General features: G+C 70.7%; 21 protein-coding genes. 15 read left to right on the plus strand and 6 right to left on the minus strand.

Annotated elements, in window-relative coordinates:
• Positions 1-90: 90 nt before the first annotated feature.
• The 6 genes from ACQEVY_RS17720 to ACQEVY_RS17745 all read left to right on the plus strand — a co-directional run bounded on the left by ACQEVY_RS17720 (position 91) and on the right by ACQEVY_RS17745 (position 5688).
• Entirely contained in the window at positions 91-1482 is a 1392-nt protein-coding gene (locus ACQEVY_RS17720) for a diaminopimelate decarboxylase (protein ID WP_432949558.1), read from the plus strand.
• Positions 1483-1793: 311 nt separating this feature from the next.
• Positions 1794-2192, plus strand: a complete 399-nt coding sequence (locus ACQEVY_RS17725; RefSeq protein ID WP_432949560.1) for a hypothetical protein — start codon at positions 1794-1796, stop codon at positions 2190-2192.
• Complete coding sequence (locus ACQEVY_RS17730; RefSeq protein WP_432949562.1) at positions 2189-3118, plus strand: hypothetical protein; 930 nt, start codon at positions 2189-2191, stop codon at positions 3116-3118. Before ACQEVY_RS17725 ends, ACQEVY_RS17730 begins: the two co-directional genes overlap by 4 nt.
• Before the next feature lie 38 nt (positions 3119-3156).
• On the plus strand, positions 3157-3825 hold the full coding sequence (locus ACQEVY_RS17735; RefSeq protein ID WP_432949564.1) for a roadblock/LC7 domain-containing protein: 669 nt from the start codon (positions 3157-3159) through the stop codon (positions 3823-3825).
• Between the two features lie 14 nt (positions 3826-3839).
• Positions 3840-4214, plus strand: a complete 375-nt coding sequence (locus ACQEVY_RS17740; RefSeq protein WP_033323198.1) for a hypothetical protein — start codon at positions 3840-3842, stop codon at positions 4212-4214.
• A gap of 109 nt (positions 4215-4323) precedes the next feature.
• On the plus strand, positions 4324-5688 hold the full coding sequence (locus tag ACQEVY_RS17745) for an APC family permease (RefSeq protein ID WP_432949566.1): 1365 nt from the start codon (positions 4324-4326) through the stop codon (positions 5686-5688).
• 207 nt (positions 5689-5895) lie between these two features.
• On the opposite strand, the gene ACQEVY_RS17750 is transcribed toward ACQEVY_RS17745, so the two are convergent.
• From ACQEVY_RS17750 to ACQEVY_RS17760, 3 genes are all read right to left on the minus strand, one after another.
• Positions 5896-6480 carry a hypothetical protein gene (locus ACQEVY_RS17750; RefSeq protein ID WP_432949568.1) on the minus strand — a complete coding sequence of 195 codons (585 nt, stop codon included), beginning with the start codon at positions 6478-6480 and terminating at the stop codon, positions 5896-5898.
• A 105-nt stretch (positions 6481-6585) separates the two neighbouring features.
• Positions 6586-7428: a MurR/RpiR family transcriptional regulator gene (locus ACQEVY_RS17755; protein WP_432955277.1), complete on the minus strand. Its 843-nt coding sequence runs from the start codon at positions 7426-7428 to the stop codon at positions 6586-6588.
• A gap of 62 nt (positions 7429-7490) precedes the next feature.
• A complete protein-coding gene (locus ACQEVY_RS17760; protein ID WP_432949570.1) occupies positions 7491-9272 on the minus strand; it encodes an aromatic amino acid ammonia-lyase in 1782 nt (593 codons plus the stop codon).
• Positions 9273-9415: 143 nt separating this feature from the next.
• On the opposite strand from ACQEVY_RS17760, the gene ACQEVY_RS17765 reads away from it, so the two are divergent.
• The 5 genes from ACQEVY_RS17765 to ACQEVY_RS17785 all read left to right on the plus strand — a co-directional run bounded on the left by ACQEVY_RS17765 (position 9416) and on the right by ACQEVY_RS17785 (position 13267).
• On the plus strand, positions 9416-10459 hold the full coding sequence (locus ACQEVY_RS17765; protein ID WP_432949572.1) for an ABC transporter ATP-binding protein: 1044 nt from the start codon (positions 9416-9418) through the stop codon (positions 10457-10459).
• Entirely contained in the window at positions 10456-11106 is a 651-nt protein-coding gene (locus ACQEVY_RS17770; RefSeq protein WP_432949574.1) for an ABC transporter permease, read from the plus strand. Before ACQEVY_RS17765 ends, ACQEVY_RS17770 begins: the two co-directional genes overlap by 4 nt.
• A gap of 4 nt (positions 11107-11110) precedes the next feature.
• Positions 11111-11773 carry an ABC transporter permease gene (locus ACQEVY_RS17775; RefSeq protein ID WP_432949576.1) on the plus strand — a complete coding sequence of 221 codons (663 nt, stop codon included), beginning with the start codon at positions 11111-11113 and terminating at the stop codon, positions 11771-11773.
• Between the two features lie 18 nt (positions 11774-11791).
• A complete protein-coding gene (locus ACQEVY_RS17780; RefSeq protein ID WP_432949578.1) occupies positions 11792-12724 on the plus strand; it encodes an ABC transporter substrate-binding protein in 933 nt (310 codons plus the stop codon).
• A 114-nt stretch (positions 12725-12838) separates the two neighbouring features.
• Positions 12839-13267: a hypothetical protein gene (locus ACQEVY_RS17785; protein WP_432949580.1), complete on the plus strand. Its 429-nt coding sequence runs from the start codon at positions 12839-12841 to the stop codon at positions 13265-13267.
• 395 nt (positions 13268-13662) lie between these two features.
• Here ACQEVY_RS17785 and ACQEVY_RS17790 read toward each other — a convergent pair whose 3' ends face one another.
• Entirely contained in the window at positions 13663-15054 is a 1392-nt protein-coding gene (locus ACQEVY_RS17790; RefSeq protein WP_432949582.1) for a cystathionine beta-synthase, read from the minus strand.
• 147 nt (positions 15055-15201) lie between these two features.
• Between ACQEVY_RS17790 and ACQEVY_RS17795 the strand changes: the two genes are divergently transcribed.
• From ACQEVY_RS17795 to ACQEVY_RS17805, 3 genes are all read left to right on the plus strand, one after another.
• Positions 15202-16221, plus strand: coding sequence for an SGNH/GDSL hydrolase family protein (locus ACQEVY_RS17795; RefSeq protein ID WP_432949584.1), 1020 nt, complete (start codon positions 15202-15204; stop codon positions 16219-16221).
• A gap of 738 nt (positions 16222-16959) precedes the next feature.
• The gene (locus ACQEVY_RS17800) at positions 16960-18180 is read left to right on the plus strand and encodes an acetyl-CoA C-acetyltransferase (RefSeq protein WP_432949586.1); all 1221 of its coding nucleotides are present in this window, start codon (positions 16960-16962) and stop codon (positions 18178-18180) included.
• A gap of 284 nt (positions 18181-18464) precedes the next feature.
• Positions 18465-19247 (plus strand): hypothetical protein, encoded by a 783-nt coding sequence (locus ACQEVY_RS17805; RefSeq protein WP_432955279.1) that lies wholly within the window; start codon positions 18465-18467, stop codon positions 19245-19247.
• 36 nt (positions 19248-19283) lie between these two features.
• Here the strand turns inward: ACQEVY_RS17805 and ACQEVY_RS17810 are convergent, their stop codons facing one another.
• The gene (locus ACQEVY_RS17810; protein WP_432949588.1) at positions 19284-19595 is read right to left on the minus strand and encodes a hypothetical protein; all 312 of its coding nucleotides are present in this window, start codon (positions 19593-19595) and stop codon (positions 19284-19286) included.
• A 102-nt stretch (positions 19596-19697) separates the two neighbouring features.
• Between ACQEVY_RS17810 and ACQEVY_RS17815 the strand changes: the two genes are divergently transcribed.
• Positions 19698-19928, plus strand: coding sequence for a DUF4287 domain-containing protein (locus tag ACQEVY_RS17815; protein ID WP_328769259.1), 231 nt, complete (start codon positions 19698-19700; stop codon positions 19926-19928).
• A gap of 101 nt (positions 19929-20029) precedes the next feature.
• Here ACQEVY_RS17815 and ACQEVY_RS17820 read toward each other — a convergent pair whose 3' ends face one another.
• Positions 20030-20944, minus strand: coding sequence for a Bax inhibitor-1/YccA family protein (locus ACQEVY_RS17820; RefSeq protein WP_432949590.1), 915 nt, complete (start codon positions 20942-20944; stop codon positions 20030-20032).
• Positions 20945-21009: the final 65 nt, after the last annotated feature.

Here is a 21009-nt window from a genome sequence, read left to right on the forward strand (position 1 = left end):
GAGATATTCACATCCTGGCTTGATGAATAGAACTAGTCAATACGCCCCCTGCGTCGGCGTCGGCGCCGTACGGGTGTTTGGCTGGAATCCATGACGGCATACACAGGGGACACGCACCCATCGGGCGAGGCGCAAGACGCGGCGGATACGGCGGCAAACGGGGCCGCGCGACGGGACAACGCCGTCCGCGCGGCCGTGGAGCAAGGGCTCGTGGGCCCCGCCACTCCCCTCGTCGGGCTCCTCGACATCACCGGCATCCGCAGCTCGGCGGCGGCACTGCGCGCGGCCTTCGACGCGGTGGTCGCACCGGGTACGCCCGTGCTGCACGCGTTCGCGGTGAAGGCGACCCCGCTCGTGCCGGTACTGCGGCTGCTGCACGAGGAGGGCCTCGGCGCGGAGGTGGCGAGCGCCGGCGAACTGGCTCTCGCCCGCGCGGCCGGGGTGCCCCCGTCCCGTACGGTCCTCGACTCCCCGGCCAAGACCCCGGCGGAGCTACGGGAGGCGCTGGCGCTCGGCATCGCGATCAACGCCGACAACCCGCAGGAGCTGGCCCGCATCGACGGCCTGGTCCAGTCGGCGGCCACCCGGTCACCCATCGGGCTGCGGGTGAATCCGCAGGTCGGCGGGGGTTCGATCGAGGCGCTGTCCACGGCGACGGCGACCTCGAAGTTCGGGGTGGCGCTGCGGGACGAGGGGGCGCGCGAGTGGGTCGTACGGGCGTATCTGGACCGGCCGTGGCTGACCCGGCTGCACGCGCACTCCGGTTCGCAGGGGATACCACTGGAGCTGCTGGCGCGCGGGGCGGCGCAGACGTACGAGCTCGCCGAGGAGATCAACCAGCGCGCCGGTCGCCGGCAGATCGACACGCTCGACATCGGCGGCGGGCTGCCGGTGAACTACCACTCGGACGCCCAGAGCCCGGCCTACGCGGAGTACGCGCGGCTGCTGGCCGAGACCGTGCCGGGGCTGTTCGACGGGCGATACGGGCTGGTCACGGAGTTCGGACGGTCACTGCTCGCCAAGCACGGGGTGACGCTGGCACGGGTCGAGTACGCGAAGAGCGCCGGCGGGCGCGCGATCGCGGTGACGCACGCGGGCGTGCAGGTGGCGACCCGCACGGTGTACGCGCCGGCGACGTGGCCTCTGCGGGTGGAGGCGTACGACGCGAAGGGGCGCCCCAAGGCCGGGCCCGAGGTCGTACAGGACGTGGCGGGTCCCGCCTGCTTCGCGGGTGACCTGCTGGCAGAGGGGCGTGCGCTGCCGCTGCTCGAACAGGGCGACTACGTGGCCGCGCTGGACACGGGGGCGTACAACTTCGCACACCACTACGCGTACAACTCGCTTCCGCGGCCGGGGATTTACGGGTTCGGGCCGGACAGGGAAGGCGGGGTGCGGTTCGCGACCGTACGGACTCCGCAGACTCTGGAGGAGATCGTGGCGGAGTCGGGCGGGGGCCATGCGGGCGGCCTGTCGGAGCTGTAGTCACCGGAAACGGCGCTCGGCGCACATCGCACCCCGGCGCACGAGCGTGCGCCGTGCTTCAACTCAGCCATGCGTGGGCGCCGGATTGACGCAGTGGCACGCGGCTCCGGACCCGGCGCCCGGAGCCATCTGCCCACGTCAGACCACCATCGGCAGCCCGGGCATCAACGCACCCCGCCACAAGGCCAGTTGACCCACCTTAGTCAGCGGGCGCATGTTCCGCTGGAAAATGCCAGAACGCTCACCTCTCGCGCACACGGTGCGTAGCTTCTTCGTCACCGAGCCGTACCCGAGGCGGGAGGGGAGCCCAGGTGCCCGGAATCGACGAGTGTCTGCTGGAGGCCATGAGGCTGCCCGGTGCCCTGGGCGCCGCGGTGGTCGACTGGACCAGCGGCCTGGCACTGGGCACGGTCGGGGACGCCCCGGGCGGTGACCACGAGACGACCGCGGCGGAGGCGGCGGAGCTGGCGCGGCTCGCGGCGGAGCACCGGGCGTTCGCACCGGAGGCGGGACCGGACCAGGCAGCGCAGGACCCGCCGGTCGAGGACCTGATCATCAGCAACGTCGACACGTACCACGTCCTGCGGTTCGTGGCGACGAGCTTCGACAGCAGCGTCTTCCTGCACCTGTGGCTGGCCCGCTCGGACGGCAACCTCGCGCTGGCCCGCATACGGCTCGGCGAGATGGCCGGACGGCTGGTGCTGGGATGACCGTGGTCAGCACGCCTCCGCCCAGACTGCCCTTGCGGCGCCGCTCGTTCGGCCCCGGCGTCTCGCCGATGCTGCGCCGGCTCGCCGAGGAGCGTGCCACCGGGGTACTGCTGCGCGAGCGCGGCGCGCTCCATCTCATCGACGGCCGGGTCACGTACGCCGAGAGCCCGGAGAGTCCGGGGCTCGATGTGCTGCTCACCAGCGGCGGCGTTCTGGATGCCGGGGCTTGGCGGGAGGCGGTCGCGAGGGCCGGGGCGGACGGGCAGGTCGGGCGGTTTCTGGTGGACAGCGGCCGGGTGGCCGAGGGCGTGCTGGAGCTGTGCCACGTGGCGGCGCTGTTCGACGCGGCGTACTTCGTTCTGGGGCCGTCCAGCGCCCCGGCGCGCTTTCGGTACGAGGCCGCGCACTGGCTCGGGCCGGTACGCCCCGTACCGGTGGCCGCCCTGGAGCGCGAGACCCTGCGCCGCCGTGAGCTGCTGCACCGCATCTGGCCCGACCCGGCGACGGACACCGCCCCGCTGGTACGGACCGACCGTGCCGCCGAGCCGCCGGTCCCGGCCCGCCAGGAGGCGGTACTCGACCAGGTCAACGGGGTCCGCACGGCCGCCGACATCTCTCTCGCCCTGGGCCGCCCCGCCTTCCACACCCTGGTCGAACTGCGCAGGCTCGCCACGGCGGGCATCGTGACGACGCCTTCCCAGCCGCCCAAAAAGCCCAAGGCGGTCATGGCGCACCAGCAATCCCGGCGGTCCCAGGCATCCCAAACGCCCCGGCTACCCGAGCCACCGGGGCCACTCCGAGCGGACCCGGCCCCCGAGCACCCGCCACCCGCCCTGGACCCCGCGTCAGCCCTGCTCATCCAATCTTCGGCCGACCCCGACGTCGCTCTGCTGCGCCGCCTGAGAGACGCCCTGGAGGCCCTGTGATCCGCGCGCTTCGACAGCGTGCCGAGAGGAGACTGCTCATGGCGGCGGAGGCCGAAGTCCTCGACGAACTCCACCGGTTACGGGCCCGCGTACCTCAGCTGACCGGCGCGCTCGCGGCCAGCGTCGACGGCCTGGTCATCGCCCAGGACACGCCGGGCGTGGAACCGGAGGGCCTGGCCGCGCTGACCGCCGCCGCACTGGGCGTCGCCGTGCGGCTGGCGGACGCCACCGGCCGGGGCGACCTCCGCGAGCTGCTCGTACGCGGCACGCACGGCTATGTGGCGACGTACTCGGCCGGCTCCTCGGCCGTACTGACGCTGCTGGCGCAGGACCGGGTCAACGTCGGCCGCCTGCACCTGGAGGGACGCCGCGCCGCGACCCGTATCGGCGAGCTGGCCGACGCGGCAACGGCCCGCACCGCACGACCTCCGCGAACCGCTGCAGCCACCGCCGAAGGCAAAGCCCTACCGAAGGCCACCTCCACGACCAAGAACACGACCCCGACCCCGACCTCGACCACGGACAAGTCCGCACTTCCGACGCGCCCCGCCAAGCCCCCACGAGCCAGAACCCCACGGACCACACAGACCGCCCAGTCCGCCTCGCGAGCTGCGCAGACCGCAGGCAGCGCACAGGCAAACGGGCGGAGCACCAACCGGACCACCGGCCGAACCACCACCAACACCCCTACCACCAACGAGAGTTGAGAGGACCGCACACCATGGCCAACACCGAAACCACGCTGAAGGAAGCCCTCGCCTCCATAGAGGGCGCGACCGGAGCCGCGCTCGTCGACTACACCAGCGGCATGGCGCTGGGCACGTTGGGCGGCAGCAAGAGCTTCGACCTCAACGTCGCCGCCGCCGGCAACACCGACGTCGTACGCGCCAAGCTCCGCACCATGGAACACCTGGGCCTGAAGGGCGAGATCGAGGACATCCTGATCACCCTGTCCGACCAGTACCACCTGATCCGCCTGCTCACCGGCCGCGGCGGCAACGGCCTCTTCCTCTATCTGGTCCTCGACTCCAAGCGGGCCAACCTGGCGATGGCACGCCACCAGTTGAAGAAGATCGAGGCGGACCTGGAAGTCTGACGGCCTGACGGAACCTCAGGTGAAGCTCTGAGAATCGCACCCGCACGCATCCCGGCCACACGACCGGGCAGAACTCCCCCGGACGGATCACCGACCGGGGGAGGTTCTCTTGTCCACCACCGAAACCACCACGGGCGCGCAGTCGCCCGCCGAGGAACCGGGGCTCAAGCGCGCCATCGGCCCCAAACTGCTGGTCCTGTTCGTGATCGGCGACATTCTCGGGACCGGCATCTACGCCACCACCGGCGCCGTCGCGGGGAAGGTCGGCGGGGCGTTGTGGCTGCCGTTCGTCATCGGCTTCGTCGTGGCGATCCTGACGGCGGCGTCGTACGTCGAACTCGTCGGCAAGTACCCGAAGGCGGCCGGGGCGGCCCTCTACACGCAGAAGGCCTTCAAGGTCCCGTTCATCACCTTCATCGTCGCCTTCATGGTGATGGCCTCGGGCCTGTCGTCCGCGAGTGCGGCGGCCCGCGCGTTCAGCGGCGACTATCTCTCCGAGCTGACGGGAGACGCACTCCCGCCGACGCTCATCGCGATCTGCTTCATCCTGCTCCTCGCCGGCCTGAACCTGCGGGGCGTTTCGGAGTCGGTGAAGACGAACGTCGTCCTGACCCTGGTCGAGCTGACGGGCCTGGCGATCATCCTCGCGATCGGCGCGTACGCCGTGCTGACGGGTGATGGAGAGCCGTCCCGGCTGGGCGAGTTCGAGGCGAGCGGCAGCGGATACGCCCTGATCACCAGCGTGTTGGGGGCCACGGCGCTGGGCTTCTTCGCGTTCGTGGGCTTCGAGGACTCGGTCAACATGGCGGAGGAGACGAAGGATCCCGTACGGACCTTCCCGCGGGCGATCTTCATCGGGGTGGCGGTGACGGGCACGATCTACGTGCTGGTGGCGCTCGTATCGTCGCTCCTGGTCGACCACAAGGTGCTGGAGGGATCCAGCGGGCCGCTTCTCGAGGTCGTGAAGGCAGGCGGCGTCGACTTCCCGCACAAACTCTTCGCGCTCATCGCGCTGTTCGCCGTCACCAACTCCGCGCTGATCAACATCATGATGGCCTCACGCCTGTGCTACGGCATGGCCAACGAACGCATCCTGCCCCGTGGCATGGGCCGCGTTCTGCGCCGCCGCCGAACCCCCGTGGTCGGCATCGTCTTCGTCACCGTGCTCGCGATCGGCCTGGTTTCCACGGGCGAGATCGAGGGCCTGGGCGACACCACAGCGTTCCTCCTGCTGTGCGTCTTCGCCGTGGTCAACATCGCGGTCCTGGTCCTCCGCCGCGACCCCGTGGACCACGCCCACTTCCGCACCCCCACGTTCCTCCCGGTCCTGGGCGCGATCACGGCCCTGATCCTGGCCAGCCCGCTGGCCGACCGCCCGGCGGACGTGTACATCCGCGCGGCGGTACTGCTGGCGATCGGCGTGGGTTTGTGGGCGGTGAACAAGGTGGTGCTTCGGGTACGGGGCGAGGAGTAGTAGGGGGCCAGGGGCCGGGGGCAGCGTCCCTGCCCCCGGCCCCTGGCCAACGGCTGACGCTCGGCGGTGGGCCGCAGGCCAAGGCATGCCTGGCCGATTTCACGGCCGCGGCCTGCAGCCGCCAACGGCGAGCACCCCCACAGGAAACCCGCACAGGACAGCCAAGTTGAAACGGGCGGTGCGTGGGTGGGAGAAGAAACCCACCCACTACACCAGCACGCCACCCCGACGCCGCGCCCCACCCGGCGCGGCGTCGCCCGCCGCGATCCCGGTGGCCCGGTAAGCCTTCACCCGCTTACCCGCCGGGGCACCCGCCCCACGCCCGAGCCAGTCGACGCGGACCCACAGCAACTCCTCGCGGCCGCGCTCAACGCTGCCCAACCACGCCGCCTTCAGGCGCAGCCCGACGCCCGCACCGGCGAGCAGCATGCCCCCGGCCGCGGGCACCGCGAACGCACTCCCCAGCGCGGCCAAGAACGCGAGCAGCAACCACCACCGATGCCCCCGGCGCCAGTTGCGCGCGGTCACAGCCCGGTCCTGGAGCACATCGTGTTTGCCCGCTCGGGCAGCGGCGCCCGCCAGAGCCACGTACCGCTTCCTGCGCAGCAACGCCACCAAGGCCGCCACGACGAGGAACAACGCCGCCCCCGCCATCACCCCGATCCGACGCCCGGTCACCCCCGGAACCGCCAGGCCGATGCCCGCGGCCAGCACACCCAGCCACCACATCGGCGCAGCCCCGGCCCGTACGACGACGGCCACCCGAGCCAGTCCCTGACCTCCGCGCGTCACCTTCCCGCCTCCTCGTCCGAAGGACCGCAATCTCTTCGGCCGCGCAGGTTAGCGACCGAAGGTGAGACGAGTCTTAACAAGGCGACCACTCAACGAACAAGCCCTCTACTCAACGAACAAGCCCCGCGCCGCCGCCCGCCCGTCGAACTCCTCCAACCGCGCCTGCGCGTCCGGAAGGTCGTCGCACATGGCCTCCAGCAGCACCCGCCCGAGCAGCATGGGCGCACAGGCCGTGTCGAAGGCGAGCCCCGTACCCACCGCGGCGGGCAGCAGCAGATCCGACGCCTTCGCCACCGGCGCGAACGCCGAGTCCGCGACGGTCACCACGGTCAGCCCGGCCTCCTTCGCATACGCCAGGGTGTCCACGACCTCGCGCGGATGACGCGGCAGCGCGAAGCACAGCAGAGCCGTGGCCCCGGCCCGTACCGCCGAGTCGATCCGGTCGTGGACCATCGTGCCGCCCTCGTTCAGCAGCCGTACGTCCGGATGGACCTTGGCCGCGAAGTACGAGAAGCCGTACGCCTGGGACGCCGCCGCCCGCAGCCCGAGCACCGGCAGCGGACGGGACGCCGCGAGCAGCCGCCCCGCGCGCTCCACCGGCCGCGGATCGGCCAGTACGGAGGCCAGATGCCGCAGGTTCTCGATCTCGGCCTCGACGGCCTGTTGGTACTCGTTGTACGAGGCGGTGTCCGTGACAGGACCGGTGGGCGCGACCTCCCGCAGGTGTTTGCGCAGCGCCGGGTAGCCGTCGAAGCCGAGGGCGACGGCGAAGCGGGTGACGGAGGGCTGGCTGACACCGGCGAGTTCGGCGAGTTCGACGCTCGACAGGAAAGGCACGTCGGCGGCCCGCCGCACCATGCAGTGCGCGATACGCCGCTGCGTCGGCGTCAGCCGGTGCCCCTCGAAGAGGGCCTGCAGCCGCGCGGCAGGACTGTCCGCCGCCTTCATGTCCCTGTCCACGCCCGCGTCTCCGTCCACACCCGTCGTCGTGCCCGTATCCCTGTCCACGCTCATGCCGTGCTCCCCCTCCAGATGTCCGTGAACCGGTCGAGCAGTGCGGCCGCCGCCGTCACATCGTCCGTGAGCGGCCGGTCGGTCTGGTCCGCGTCGAGCACCGACTCGGCGAGTTCCAGCGCCCGGCCCACCGGCAATTCCGGGCCCGGCCGCAGCTCACGCTGCCGCAAGGCCCGTACGGCGGCGACGAGTTCGCAGCCGACGACGAGACGGTACGCGTCGCAGGCGCGCAACGTCTGACGTGCGGCGAGCGAGGCGAAGCTCGCCTGCTCCTCGACGCCTCGGGAGAGTACAGCGTGGCCGAGCGAGGCGGGCGCGGAGAAGGCACGCAGATCACCGAGGGCGGCCCCGGCGGCGTACTCCAGGATCATCACGCCGGAGGACGCGGGCTCGGGGTCGGCGAGGAAGGGGCGCAGCCGGGTGTAGGCGGGTTCGTTCAAGGTCGAGAGGCGGGATGTCGACAGCCGCGCGACCTGGGTGAGGGAGAGCCTGAAGTGGTCGAGGGCCAGGGCGAGTCCGGCCTGGTAGAAGCCGCCGTGGTGGTATGCGGCCATGTCCTCGGCGGAGATCAGCGGGTTTTCGGCGGCGGCGTTGATCTCGACGGTCAGCACCTCTTCGAGGGCGTCGGCGGCGTCGAGCGCGGGGCCGTGGATCTGGGGCAGACAGCGGAATCCGTACGGGTCCTGAAGGCGCCCGAGCGGCGGCGTCGGCCGGTCGGCGGCACCGATCAACTCCCGCATACGGCGCGCCACTTCGGCCGTAGCGGGATGCCGGCGCGCGGCGTGCACGGGCGCCGCGTACGCCTCGTGCGAGCCGTCCACCGCGAGCAGGGACAACGCGGCCACGACCTGCGTGGCCCCGATCAGCCCGCGCAACTCATGCAGGGCGAGCGCGGCCTGACCGAGGGTGAGGGCGTTGCTGCTGATGAGGGCGAGCGCGTCGTTGTTGTCGAGCGGCTGCGCCTCGGGAGCGCCCGCGGCTGGCGAGCGCGCTCCCTGCGCGTCCAGTCCTGGCTCGCGCGCTCCTTGCCGGTCCGCACCCTGCCCGCGCACTCGCCGCGCGTCCGCCTCCGGCCCGTGCGCTCCGAGCCCGGCTGCCCCCGGCCCGTGCACTCCCAGCCGGTCCGTTTCTGGCTCGCGCGTTCCCTGGCCGTCTGCCTCCAGCCCGTGCGCTCCCTGCCCATCGGCCCCCGGTCCACCCGCTCCCGCCCCACGCCACCCGACCTCAGCCTCCCGCCATGGATGCTCCCCCGCCAACGCTAGCCCCACCTGGGCAAGGGCCGCGATGTCCCCCGTGCCCACCGAGCCGAACTCGTTCACGACCGGGTACGCCCCGGTCTCCAGTGCCTCGCACAGTGCCGTGACGACGGTGGGCCGTAGGCCCGCGCCGCCCGCGAGCAGCTGATTCGCCCGTACGGCCAGCATCGCGCGCACCTGCCGGGCGGGCAGCTCCGCGCCGATCGCCCCGGCGTGGCTGCGCAGCAGGCGCAGACCGTGGCCGGCCGCCGCCTCGGTCGGCACGTCCTCGTTGCGGTTGGCGCCGACGCCGGTCGAGCGGCCGTACACGCGCCCGGTCGCGGCGATCCGCCGGGCCGCGTCCCAGGACTCCTCGACGCGCTTCATCGCCTCGGTGCCGGGGACGGGCCGGGCGGCTCCGTCGGCGAGGCGCACGATGTCGGCGACGCCGGTGCCGTACCCGTCGAGGACGACCAGACCGGGCGTAAGGGCGCCGGAGTCCGAGTCGGCGGCCCCCGGAATGTCCACGATCCGAGACGACATCACGCACGAACTCCCCTCAAACTCAGACATCCGATCTTGCCTGGCGGTCATCTGTAACCGGCGTTTTACGTCGGAGTGTTGACAACCTATTCAGACACCAAGAACTCTGCATGACGATATGCATGCCGGGCAAGGGACACCACATGATCCAGTTCGATGCGGTCCACAAGCGCTTCCCGAACGGCACCACGGCGGTGCACGACCTCTCCCTGGAGATGCCCGAGGGCGGCGTGACCGTCCTCGTGGGATCTTCCGGCTGCGGTAAGACAACGACGCTGCGCATGGTCAACCGGATGGTCGATCCGACCTCCGGCACCATCCGCGTCGGCGGCCGTGACGTGCTGGAACAGGACGCCGCGGAACTCCGCCGCTCCATCGGTTACGTCATCCAGCAGTCGGGCCTGTTCCCGCACCGCACGGTGCTCGACAACATCGCGACCGTGCCGCTGCTCCTCGGCTGGGGCCGTAGAAAGGGGCGGGCGCGGGCGGCAGAGCTCCTGGAGACGGTCGGTCTGACGGCCGAGGCCGGGAAGCGCTACCCGCACCAGCTCTCCGGCGGCCAGCAGCAGCGCGTCGGCGTGGCCCGCGCCCTCGCCGCCGACCCGCCCGTCCTCCTCATGGACGAACCGTTCGGCGCGGTCGACCCCGTCGTCCGCACTCAGCTCCAGGACGAACTGATCCGGCTCCAGAAGGAGTTGAGCAAGACGATCGTCTTCGTCACGCACGACGTCGACGAGGCGGTACGGCTAGGCGACCGCATTGCGATCTTCCGCACCGGCGGCCACCTCGTCCAGTGCGCGGCCCCCGCGGAGCTGCTGGCGCGCCCGGCGGACGAGTTCGTGGCGGACTTCCTGGGCGCCGAGCGAGGGCTGAAGCTCCTGTCGCTGACGACGCTCGCGGACGTACCGCAGGCACCGGCGCCCGAGGGCGGCACCTGGAAGCTCGTCCTGGACGAGGCACGCAAGCCCCAGGCCTGGCGCAGCGAGGACGCGGAAATCCCCGTACGACCCCTTCGGGACACCGACTCCCTGCTCGCCGCGCTCAACGAGTCCATCGCCTCCCCGACCGCACTGGTGGCACGTGTCGACGCAGAAGGCGTCCTCACCGGCGTCACCTCCCGCGCCGAGATCCACGAGCACGCGGGCGAGGCGCACAGCGCGCACAGCACATCGGGCGCCGCCGTATGAGCATCGACTGGTCGTGGATCGGCGACCACACCGACGACCTCACCACCCTCACCGTCTCCCACCTCCAGGCCGCCCTCTCCGCCGTCTTCTTCGGACTGCTGATCTCCCTCCCCCTGGCCGTGGTCGCCCACCGGATCCGCCCCCTGCGCGGCCTCCTCCTCGGCCTCTCCAACGTCCTGTTCACGATCCCGTCGATCGCGATCTTCGTGCTCCTGCTGCCCGTGAGCGGACTCACCCGCACCACCACGGTCATCGGCCTGACGATCTACACCCTCGTCGTCCTGCTCAGGAACACCGTCGAGGGCCTGGACTCGGTACCGACGAAGACCAAAGAGGCCGCGAAGGCCATGGGCACCCGCCCCTTCCGCACCCTCCTCACCGTCGAACTCCCCCTGGCGCTCCCGGTGATCATGGCGGGCGTCCGTATCGCGACGGTCATGTCCATTTCGCTCGTCTCCGTGGCGACCTACATCGGCGACGGCGGCCTCGGCCAGCTCTTCACCGACGGCTTCCAGCGCAACTACCCCACACCGGTGATCGTCGGCGTCGCCCTCACCCTGCTGCTGGCACTGGTCGCGGACGCGCTGCTGGTCGCCCTCCAGTACGTACTCACGCCATGGACCCACCGGAAGCAAAGGGCGGCCTGAGCCCATGTACGAACTCTTCAAGAACCTCGGCAACTGGCTGGTCAGCGGCGAGCAGTGGTCCGGCTCCGACGGCATCGGCCACCGCCTCGCCGAACATCTCCAGTACTCGCTCCTCGCCACCCTCGTGGCCGCCGCGATCGCTCTCCCCCTGGGCCTGCTCATCGGGCACACCGGACGCGGCGCGTTCGTCGCGATCAACCTCTCGTCCTTCGGCCGCGCGCTCCCGACCGTCGGCCTGGTCGTCCTGGTCTTCCTCGCCAGCGGACTGTCGATGTGGCCGGTGTACGTCGCACTGGTCGCCCTCGCCGTCCCGGCGATCGTCACGAACACATACGCGGGCATGAACGCCGTCGACCCCGACGTGAAGGACGCCGCGCGCGGCCAGGGCATGCGCTGGCACCAGGTCCTCTTCCAGGTCGAGCTGCCCCTGGCGCTCCCCCTGATCATGACCGGCCTGCGCCTCGCCCTCATCCAGGTGGTGGCGACGGCCACCATCGCCGCGTACGTGTCTTTCGGCGGCTTGGGCCGGTACGTGTTCGACGGCCTGGCCCAGCGCGACCTCGTGCAGGTGCTGGGCGGCGCGGTGCTGGTCGCCGTGGTCGCCGTAGCCCTGGACCTCGCCCTCTCCGCCCTCCAGCGCGCCCTCTTCCGCCACCGCCCGGCCTAAGGCCTAGGAGCACCTCTGATGAACCGACGCACCCTCCTCGGCGGCCTCTTCGCCGCCGCCTCCGTCCCCGCGCTCGCCGCCTGCAGCAGTGGCATCACCTCGCTCGACGGCGAGGGCGGCGCCGGCACCGGTGGCGGATCCAGCAAGAGCGGCATCACCATCGGCACCGCCAACTTCACCGAGAACCAGGTCCTCGGCTACCTCTACGCGGCCGTACTCGACGCCGCGGGCGTCAAAACGACCGTCCGCCCCAACCTCGGCACCCGCGAGATCCTCATCCCCGCCATCAAGGGCGGCGACATCGACCTGCTCCCCGAGTACCAGGGCGCACTGCTCCACTACGTCGACCCCAAGTCGCAGGCCACCGAGGAGGGCGAGATGCAGAACGCCCTCGCGATGGCCCTGCCCGCCGGGCTCCAGGTGCTGCCGTACGGCAAGGCCGAGGACTCCGACGCGTTCGCCGTCACGCGGGAGACCGCCGAGAAGTACGGCCTCGCCTCCCTGGCCGATCTGAAGAAGCAGAACGGCAAGCTCGTCATCGGCGCCGCGCCCGAGGTCAAGACACGCGAGGTCGGCGTGGTGGGTCTGAAGGACGTGTACGGGGTCGAGTTCAAGGAGTTCAAGTCCCTTGATTCCTCGGGCCCGTTGGTGAAGGGCGCTCTCAAGAAGGGCGACGTGGACGTGGCGAACCTCTTCACCACCGACACCGACATCCAGGAGAACCAGTGGGTCGTCCTCACCGACCCCAAGAACCTGATCCCCGGCCAGCACATCGTCCCCTTGATCGCCGACCGCAGGGCCGACTCGACCGTCCGCAAAGCCCTCGCCGAACTCGGCAACGTCCTCACCACCGCGGACCTCACCGAACTCAACCGCCAGGTCGACAAGGACAAGAAGGACCCCGAGGACGTGGCGAACACGTACGCCGAGGAGAAAGGTCTGACGGCATAGCGGCCGGGAGCCCCGGCAGGGCGGCAGCCGGGTGACGGCCGGGGGCACGGCCCAGCGCGGACAGGGGGGGCTAACCCCAGTGCCAAGCGGGCCCGGGCTCCTTACGGTGAACACATGACCGGTATGGATGCCCGCGACGCCGAACTCAAAAAAGAACTCGACGCCACCCTGCACGCCCGCAGGGAACTGGGCGACGAGTACGACTCGGCGCTGGTCGACTCCTTCCTGGAGAAGGTCGAGCAGCGCATGGACGGCGCCATCGAGCGCCGGGTACGACGACAGCTCGCGGAACAGCAGATGGTGGTGGCCCGGGGCGCACGTTCCCCGCAGTCCAACGACTCCTGGGGCGAGCGCTTCGGCTTCGGCATAGTCTCCCTGGTCCTCGCGGTCCCCCTGTCCGCAATCGGCGGAGGAGTCGCGGACCTGCCCGGCCTCCTCATCGCCTGGACGGGCATCGTGGGCGTCAACGTGGTCCAAGTGTCCCGCCATACCCCGCTGTTCGGCCGCGGCAAGGCCAAGTCGAGCTCGGACTGGGAAGACTGACTTCTCCGCCGTAAAGGGGGGCGCTTGTGGGTGACCCCCGCGCCGTACGGGGAATCGCGCGCGTAGAAAAAACTATGCGCGGGGACCGCCGCACCCCCGTGAACGGGGGGCGGGACGACGGCGGTCCCCGCGAGGGACGCGGGCCGGGTCAGGGCCGGGCTTACGCGTCCGTGGCGTCCATGGAGGTCCGGGAGCCGCTCCGGAGGTCCTTGGCGCCGTTCGGCGTCGGCCCGAGCGGGGAGCCGCTCCCGCCCTTGCCGACATCCACAACAGTGCCGGACCCGTGTTAAGCCGGTGCTGCGCGGACGTGACGCGCTCGTACCACTTCCGCGAAGTTCCGCACGGGTCACGCGTGCCGGAAGTTCCGCTCCGGCACGCGCAGTTCACCGGAATTCCTACTGCCGGTTGCTCTTCGCCAGGAAGGACAACAGGTCCTGACGGCTGACGACCCCGGTCGGCTTGCCCTCGACCAGCACGATGGCCGCGTCGGCCGCCCCGAGTACGGACATCAGGTCGGCCACCGGCTCACCGGAGCCGACCTGCGGCAGCGGCGCCGACATGTGCTTCTCCAGCGGGTCCTCGAGGGAGGCCGACTTGCTGAACAGGGCTCCCAGCAGCTCCCGTTCGACGACCGAGCCGACGACCTCGGCGGCCATCACGTCCGGGTGTCCGGCGCCCGGCTTGACGACCGGCATCTGCGAGACGCCGTACTCGCGCAGCACCTCGATCGCGTCCCCGACCGTCTCGTCCGGGTGCATATGGACGAGGGAGGGGATGGTCCCGCCCGCCTTGTCGCTGAGCACATCACCGACACGCGCGCTGGGCCCGCTGTCCTCCAGGAAGCCGTAGTCAGCCATCCACTCGTCGTTGAAGATCTTGCTGAGGTACCCGCGCCCACTGTCCGGCAGCAGCACGACCACCACATCATCCGGCCCGAGCCGCGAGGCCACCTTCAGGGCCGCCACGACGGCCATCCCGCAGGACCCGCCGACGAGCAGCCCTTCCTCCTTCGCGAGGCGTCGCGTCATCTGGAAGGAGTCCTTGTCGGAGACGGCGACGATCTCGTCCGCGACGGTCCGGTCGTAGGCGGTGGGCCAGAAGTCCTCGCCGACGCCCTCCACGAGGTACGGCCGCCCGGATCCGCCGGAGTACACGGACCCCTCCGGGTCGGCGCCGATGACCTGGACCCTGCCGTCACTCGCGTCCTTCAGATACCGCCCTGTACCGGAGATGGTGCCGCCCGTCCCGACCCCGGTGACGAAGTGCGTGATCTTCCCCTCCGTCTGCTCCCACAGCTCGGGGCCGGTGGAGTGGTAGTGCGAGAGGGGGTTGTGGGGGTTGGAGTACTGGTCGGGCTTCCAGGCGCCGGGGGTCTCCCGGACCAGCCGGTCGGAGACGTTGTAGTACGAGTCCGGGTGCTCGGGGTCCACGGCGGTCGGGCATACGACGACCTCGGCGCCGTACGCGCGCAGCACATTGATCTTGTCGGTGGACACCTTGTCGGGGCACACGAAGATGCACTTGTACCCCTTCTGCTGCGCCACGATGGCGAGCCCGACACCCGTGTTGCCACTGGTCGGTTCGACGATCGTGCCCCCGGGCTTGAGGGCTCCGCTCTCCTCCGCGGCCTCGATCATGCGCAGGGCGATGCGGTCCTTCACGGAGCCGCCGGGGTTGAAGTACTCGACCTTCGCGAGGACGGTCGCCTGGATGCCGGCGGTCACGCTGTTGAGCCTCACCAGCGGGGTGTTGCCGACGAGGCTGATCATCGAGTCGTGGAATTGCACCGTTGTCTCCGGAGCTGAAAAGGGGTGGTCGGGGTAGTTGCCGTCAGCCTAAGCCCCCTACCGGGCGTTCACGCTGTGTTGAGATTGGCCGACAGCCTCCGCGGGGCAAGCAGAGGATGTACGGGTTTGAGGAGGTGGCGGCTTCGCATGTCGAGCTTGTCGAGGGCGAGGGTGGCACGGCGGATCGCGGCGGGCGCGGCGTTCGGCGGCGGTGGGATCGGGCTGTTGGGCGCGGCGACGATCGGTCTGGTGCTGGCCGAGGTGCAGTTGGCGAAGCGGCAGGTGGGGAACGGTCACAGTCCGCATCCGCCCAGCGCGGACGGGCTGTACGGGCGTGCGTACGCGGCTGCCGGTGCCCCCTTGCGGCTGACCATGCTCGGGGATTCGACGGCTGCGGGGCAGGGTGTGCACCGGGCTCGTCAGACGCCGGGGGCGCTGTTGGCGTCGGGGCTCGCGGCGGTGGCCGAGCGGCCTGTGGAGTTGCGGAACGTGGCGTTGCCGGGCGCTCAGTCGGACGACCTGGACCGCCAGGTCGTCCTGGCTCTCGGGGACCCGGATCGGGTCCCCGACGTATGCGTGATCATGGTCGGCGCGAACGATGTCACGCACCGTATGCCCGCGACGCAGTCGGTTCGGCATCTGTCGGCGGCGGTGCGTGCGCTGCGTACGGCCGGTGCCGAGGTCGTGGTCGGCACCTGTCCCGATCTGGGCACCATCGAGCCCGTGCAGCAGCCGCTGCGGTGGCTGGCCCGGCGGGCCTCGCGGCAGCTGGCTGCGGCGCAGACGATCGGCACGGTGGAGCAGGGCGGGCGGACGGTGTCTCTGGGGGACCTGCTGGGTCCGGAGTTCGCGGCCAATCCGCGGGAGTTGTTCGGTCCCGACAACTACCACCCCTCGGCGGAGGGTTACGCCACGGCCGCGATGGCTGTGCTGCCGACGGTGTGCGCCGCGTTGGGCTTGTGGCCGGCGGAGGAGGAGCGGCCGGATGCGTCCCGCCGCGAGGGCTTCCTGCCGGTGGCTCGGGCGGCGGCGGAGGCGGCCTCCGAGGCCGGTACGGAGGTCGCGGCGGCGGTGCCGACGGGGCCGCGTGGGCCATGGGTGCTGCTGAAGCGCCGGCGGCGCCGCCGGGTGCCGGCTACGGACCCGGCGCCTGCCTCCGGCGGTTAAGGGGTTCGTTGTCGGCTGCGGCGCCGTTGTAGCTGGTCGCGCAGCCCTGCGGGGTGCCTCCGGCGGTTGGGCGGGTGCGGGTGCGTGGGTGGTTGCTCGCGCAGTTCCCCGCGCCCCTTGGGTGCGTGGTGGGTGCGGGGCCGCGTCGGGGGTGTCCGTCCTCGGACCGGCGCGCGTTGCTGTCGGCTGGTAGAGGGTGCTCGGGGTGGCGCGCCGGCCGCTGCGGGCGCACACCCCCGCCCCGTCCCCTTGCCGCCGTAGGCGGCTGCGGGGCCATGGGGGTCCGGGCTCCCCCCGGGCGGCCTTTCCGGACCGCGGGCTTGCCCGGGGCGCAGGCGCCTTCCGGGGCGAGGGCTTTTTCGGGTCGCTTGCTCGTCGGGGTGCGGGCAGTCGTAGGCTTTTGCCTTTAGGGGCGCGGGGAACTGCGCGACCAGCCACAACGCACCCGCAGCCGCGACACAACATGTCACCCCCACCCCGGTAGGCACCCCACCCACCCGCCGTAGGCACTCCACCCGCCGGAGGCAGGGGGCCTGGGGGCGCAGCCCCCCGTTTCGGGAAGGGGCGGGGCTGGGGAAAAGGAACCCTCACCAGCAGCCGGCGGAGCGCCAAGCGAGCGCTTAGTAAAAAGCGGTCGGGGTCACACGGCTACACGCGTGACCTTGACGGTACGTGCGGGTAACTTCCTTGACAGGCCTGTCAAGTCACACTCGTACGCCATACGCCAATGGAGCCGTAATGCCCGAAGCCGTGATCGTCTCAGCCGCCCGCTCCCCGATCGGCCGCGCCTTCAAGGGCTCGCTGAAAGACCTGCGCCCGGACGACCTGACCGCCACGATCATCGAGGCCGCCCTGGCCAAGGTCCCGTCGCTGGACCCCAAGGACATCGACGACCTGATGCTCGGCTGCGGCCTCCCCGGCGGCGAGCAGGGCCACAACCTCGCCCGCATCGTGGCCGTACAGATGGGCATGGACCACCTGCCGGGCTGCACCATCACCCGTTACTGTTCCTCCTCGCTCCAGACCAGCCGCATGGCCCTGCACGCCATCAAGGCCGGCGAGGGCGACGTGTTCATCTCGGCGGGCGTGGAGATGGTCAGCCGGAGCGTGAAGGGCTCAAGCGACGGGATGCCCGACACGCACAACCCCCTGTTCGCCGACGCCGAGGCCCGTACCGCCGAGGTCGCGCAGAGCGAGGGCGCCGACTGGCACGACCCGCGAGAGGACGGCCTGCTCCCCGACCCGTACATCGCGATGGGTCAGACCGCCGAGAACCTGGCACGTCTGAAGGGCGTCACCCGCCAGGACATGGACGAGTTCGGCGTCCGTTCGCAGAACCTCGCCGAGGAAGCCATCAAGAACGGCTTCTGGGAGCGGGAGATCACCCCGGTCACCACCCCGGACGGCACGGTCGTCGGGAAGGACGACGGTCCTCGCGCGGGGGTCACGCTGGAGGGCGTTCAGGGTCTGAAGCCGGTCTTCCGGCCGGACGGCCTCGTGACCGCCGGCAACTGCTGCCCGCTGAACGACGGCGCCGCCGCCCTGGTGATCATGAGCGACACCAAGGCCGCTGAGCTGGGCCTGACGCCGCTCGCCCGGATCGTCTCCACGGGTGTGACGGGCCTGTCTCCCGAGATCATGGGGTACGGCCCGGTCGAGGCCAGCAAGCAGGCGCTCGCCCGCGCCGGTCTGACCATCGACGACATCGACCTGGTCGAGATCAACGAGGCCTTCGCCGCCCAGGTCATCCCGAGCTACCGCGACCTGAACATCCCGCTCGACAAGCTGAACGTCAACGGCGGCGCGATCGCGGTCGGCCACCCCTTCGGCATGACCGGCGCCCGGATCACCGCCACGCTGATCAACTCCCTCCAGTTCCACGACAAGCAGTTCGGTCTGGAGACGATGTGCGTGGGCGGCGGCCAGGGCATGGCGATGGTCATCGAGCGCCTCAGCTGAAGCACGTACGGGTACAGCAGGTGAACCCGGCGTGACCGAAGCGGCCCAGATCCCAGCACCCCCGGGGCTCTGGGCCGTTTTGTGATCCAATCTCGCCCAGGATGTGACCTATCTCCCTGTGGGATGTGATGTACGCAGGTCAGGGCCGTCCATCCGGGAAACTCCGGGCCGAATATCCTGTCCATTTCGTGACGTTACGCACTGACAGGTGGATAGTCCGCCCTTCAAGCTGATGTAGGAAGTCGGGGGTCGACTTTGAAACCGGGAGTACGTCAGTGAGCGCCATCCCTCTTGCCCTACTGCTCACCGCGGCCGCCGCCCTGGCCGTGGGCGTCGCCACCCTGCGCGCCGTACTCGGGCTGCGCCGGCAGCTCGCGTCCCTGCACACGGAGCTCACCGCGAGCCGTGTGGCGGGCCCGCGTGCCGTGGTGCCCCCGGCCCGCTCGGCCTCGGACACGGACGAGATACGTGCTGCCGTCGCCGAGGCGCTCGCGGAGGAGCGGGAGCGGGAGCTGGCCGAGGCGCGGGCGTTCTGGGCCGCCCAGGAGGCGCGTGACGCCTCTGACGCCCCCACTCTGCTCGGTCTGCCGGACAGCGAACTGTTCCTGCCCCGGCAGTCGGACTTCGCGGGCCTGGACCACCTGGAGTCGGTGACGGAGCCCGGCGCCGACGCCGAGGAGCTCGCCGCGGACTCCCCCGAGCTGGCCGCGGCCCGCCGCCGCCACCCCTCGCACCCCGACTTCGTACCGGTCCAGTCACCGGTCGTGAACGACCACGAGCGTACGGTCGCCTGCCTGGAGGACCTCGCGGAGTCCCGTACGGAGCTGACCGACGTCCGCCCCGGCCCGCTGGGCACCCTCGATGTCTACGTCTTCGCCAACGGCACCACGCTCTGCATGACCCCCGGCCACCGCGAGACCGCCGAGCAACTGGCCGCCGCCCTCCAGAACGGCGAGACCCCGGTCCTGCTGGGCGGCTCGGGCATCTCGGGGGCGTACGCCCTGACCTTCGCCTGCGGGGAAGAGAACGTCTACATACTCGCGGACCGGGTCATAGCGTCGCTGTAAGGGCCCGTGAGCCTCACGCGCGCCGGGAGCGGAGAACTACACCCCGGCGCGTTTCTGCGCCTCCTCGACGAGCCGCAACGCCTCCGCGAGCTCCTCTTCGGATCCCAGTACGACGGCCAGATCGTGCCCGGCGACCATGATCTGGTCGGCGGCGGCGAACATTCCCGCGTCGGGCATCTCCCGCAGCGGCCCCTGAGGGTCCTCGAGCCGCTGGGCACGTAGCGCCAACTCCCTTGCCAGGCCCAGTGCTTCGGCCGCCGCACCCCTCTGGAGCCGACTCTGCGGAGCGGCCCGCAGCCGGTCGGCGAAATGGTCCACGGCACGGGTGAGGGGGGTGGTATCGAGCACGCCGCGAGACTACGCGCCTTAACCGGACTGTTGCCAACACGCGAACCCTCAGGCACCGTGACTTGAAGGACCGGCTTACATCCCATGCGTCCGGAGGCGCCGATGTCCCAAGTCTTCTCCGAGGAGACCCACCGCAACATGCTCGCCCGCATCCCCCATTGCACCGGTCGTGAAGTGTCCGACTGGCTGCGCACCGTCGATGATGGCCCCGCTCTCTTCCGCTTCGAGGAGAAGGTCAGCTGGCTCCGCGCCGAGCACAACCTCGCGTACGGCCACGCCAAAGCGATCATTCACGAGTACGACCTGAGGAGGGCCGCGCGCAAACTGCTTTGAGGCGCGCACCAGGGAGAACCACGACGAAGGGCCCGTGAACCGGAGGTTCACGGGCCCTTCAGCCGCTACCGCCCGGTGGTGGTCCGGGCGGCACGGCCCTGCTAATCGTCGCCGCTGAAGATGGCGACCAGGCGCAGCATCTCGATGTAGATCCACACGAGGGTCATGGTCAGGCCGAACGCGGCCAGCCAGGACTCCTGGCGCGGAGCGCCGTAGGCGACGCCGTCCTCGATCTGCTTGAAGTCGAGCGTCAGGAAGAACGCGCCCAGGACGAGCGCCAGGATGCCGACGATCGCGCCCAGCGGGCCCATGCTCCGCAGGCCACCGTCCGGCGCGATGCCGAACACGACCAGCAGCAGGTTGACCGCCATGACGAGAATGAAGCCGATGGCGATCGTCATGCCGATGCGTGCGTACCTGGCGGTGACGCGGATCCAGCCCGCTCGGTAGACGAGAAGGGTGGCACCGGCGATCGCCATGGTGCCGAGCACCGCCTGGAAGGGCGCGCCCGACCAGCGGCTGTTGAACATCTCACTGATCACGCCGAGGAAAACGCCCTCGAAGGCGGCGTACGACAGGATCAGTGCGGGCGAGGCCTTGCGCTTGAACGTCTGGACCAGTGCCAGCACCATCGCGATGAGCGCGGCGCCGATGGCCAGACCCCAGCTGCTCGGCGAGACCGGCAGCAGGGCCCAGGCGAGGACCGCGCCGACGACGACCGTGCCGAGCGTCATGGACGAGCGGGCGATCACGTCGTCCATCGTCATGCGGTCGGCGGCGGGCGGGGCCTGCGGCGGGGCGCCGTGCTGGACGTCCTGCGGGGCGTAGGGGTTCTGTGCGTACGGATTCTGCGCGTACGGGTTGCCGCCCTGCGGGGCGTACGGGGAGCCCTGTGCGTACGGGTTCCCCTGCGTACCGACAGCGGGGCCCCCGGCCTGCGGCTGGGCGTTGAAGCCCGCGTAGCCGTTGTCGCGGCTGAACCCCCGTCGCGAGAAGACCGGGTTGCTGCTCCTCATTTCACTCCTCCATGGCCACCCTGCGTGGCTCTGGCTCAAGAGTAATGGGTAGGCAAAGGAATGCC

The organism is Streptomyces sp. CA-288835, assembly GCF_050936385.1.
In the GTDB taxonomy this organism is placed as follows: domain Bacteria; phylum Actinomycetota; class Actinomycetes; order Streptomycetales; family Streptomycetaceae; genus Streptomyces.